At 42.1% G+C, this 2,263-nt stretch carries 1 protein-coding gene; it reads right to left on the bottom strand.

Annotation, left to right across the window (positions count from 1 at the left end; translation table 11 throughout):
• Positions 1-8: 8 nt before the first annotated feature.
• Positions 9-1,637 carry a group II intron reverse transcriptase/maturase gene (ltrA, locus tag M595_RS27100; protein ID WP_023069796.1) on the bottom strand — a complete coding sequence of 543 codons (1,629 nt, stop codon included), beginning with the start codon at positions 1,635-1,637 and terminating at the stop codon, positions 9-11.
• Between the last annotated feature and the right edge of the window lie 626 nt (positions 1,638-2,263).

Here is a 2,263-nt window from a genome sequence, read left to right as displayed (position 1 = left end):
CTCAATAACTAGGCACTTGTCTTGTGTACCTCATCGTGGCAGTGGCGATGTAATAAGGTTAAATTTTCCCATTTGCTGTTATGGTGATTCTTATCGATGTGGTGGATTTCCATGAGGTCATCCACGAAGAATCTGAGTCCACAATGAGAGCATTTTCCCTTTTGTTGATTTAGTAGGTAAGCGACTTTCTTTTTGGCTTCGGGATGTCTCCCCATTCGGGTTGACCAGTAAACCCAGTCCCCATCATAAGGACTTCTATCTCCCTTGACCTTGACCCATCTTTCGATTTTGGTTTCGGAGTGTCTAATTACTCTGGATTGCTCCTTCATAAATGTCCATTGATATCCTTCGTGGATTCCGAAGTATTTGCGGTATATCCAGTGTAGGTTTTTCTTTGGATGTCTCCGTCTTGCCCATCTCATAAGTGATTGGACAGTAAAATGGGTCAGGTATTTGAAGGCTTCTGAACTTATTTCTGTCGAATAGTAGTTACACCATCCTCTAATAATTGGGTTCAGTTCCTTAATAATAGCTAATTGTGTTTTAGCTTTACCTTTTCTGACTACTTCCTTAATGCGGTCTTTGTGTCTTTGGATGCTTTCCTTACTGGGCTTAGTTAAGGTTTTAAAACCTTTCCTTCTTTTTCCAGAGTTATTTTTGCTAACTTTGTACTGGCGTACATTGAACCCCAGAAAATCGAAACCTGCTTCTTGACCGTCGTAGGATGTTAAAGTGTTGATCACTTTTGTTTTAGACGGTTTGAGTTCTAGTCCGATTCTTTTGAGCCATTCTTTGATTGCCTCTTTGCATTTCTCAATAACTTTGAGGTCATTATGGAGTATCACAAAATCATCAGCATATCTTACCATGTAGGCGTTTTTATTGATGCTTTTGATGAGGTTTTCCATCCCATGTAGTGCAATGTTGGCTAATAATGGCGAAATCACACCCCCTTGTGGAGTCCCTTTCTCATTCTTCTGGAATACGTTATTGTCCATAATGCCAGCTTTGAGCCAAGATTTGACAATTCGACTGATTAATGGGCTGGTATCCAACTTTTTGATGAGGGTTTCGTGATTGATATTGTCGAAGCATCCTGCTATATCGGCATCTAAAACGTATTTGTGATGATGCCTTAGCATATCGTGTAACGCTTGAATTGCGTCGTGACATGACCGTGCGGGTCGGAATCCGTAGCTGTTGGGTTCAAATTTGGCTTCCCATTGGGGTTCTAGAGCCATTTTGACTAAGGCTTGAGTTGCCCTGTCTTGAATGGTAGGAATCCCTAGAGGTCGCTTTTCTGATTTGTTGGGTTTAGGAATCCAAACTCGTCGGATTGGTTGAACCTTTCCTTTTAGGTCTAGTTTCTCGATAAGTGCCATTCTTTGTTTCGGAGTTAATGACTTAACCCCGTCTATTCCTGCTGTTTTCTTACCAGAGTTATCCTGTGTTACCCGTCGAACCGCTAGAGCCTTGGCTGACCATGATTTTAAAAGTAGTCTCTGTAATCGCCGTACCTGTTGACTGTTGCCACGTCGAGAGGCTTGATAGATTCTCTTTTTAAGCTTAAATACGTTCCGCTCAAGCTTGCGCCAGGGGATTGTATTCCATTCATACATCGGTTGAACCGTGTTCATAACGTTTTAACTTTACTCATTGACTCTATCTTCCTAACTATCGTGTCTCTGTCTGCGTATCCATTCCATTACGGAGTAGCGTTGGCTTTTGAGACAATCCTTCCTCCCTATTACTTGCGGATGACTTCCTACTTGGTTATCGACCTACCCAAGAGCAAATAAGAAGGTTACTTCGTTCCCAGTATTCGTTATTGTGTCAGACTTAGGTTCTTACTATGTGCCGAGTTATTATAGGGGCTTGTTTCTACCTACCGAACTGTAGAAACCTATCTTTCACTTTGTCCTATTTGGACGTAGCTTATCAGCCTTATTTAGCTACTTCAGGGATGACGACACTTAAAACGTAAGTTCCTTGCGTAACCATATCTGACTATGCTAGGAGGGATTCCAGTTTAGGCTACCAGTTACCTCCATTTAACCCATGCACAGCAGGATATAGGTTGTCATGCTATGTCCTGTGGGTTATGCTGTCCTCTGAAGCCTTCAGAGGGAGAGAATTGGATTAATCCTCACTCTCACGAATTACTGAGTTGTCAAGGTTCAGTGTTGAGAAGATTAAGGCACTTCTCCTGATTCCTTGCCTCTAATCCACCATGAAATCCTGGTTTCTAGAGAACGAATCGCAC

The sequence above is a fragment of the Lyngbya aestuarii BL J genome (assembly GCF_000478195.2).
GTDB classification, from domain to species: Bacteria; Cyanobacteriota; Cyanobacteriia; order Cyanobacteriales; family Microcoleaceae; genus Capilliphycus; species Capilliphycus aestuarii.
Note: the sequence above shows the minus strand (reverse complement) of the source record. Positions and strands in the feature narration are given on the sequence as shown.

Coding starts and splice junctions, on each gene's coding strand:
- ltrA (WP_023069796.1), bottom strand. CDS start 1,637: ATGAACACGGTTCAACCGATGTATGAATGGAATACAATCCCCTGGCGC.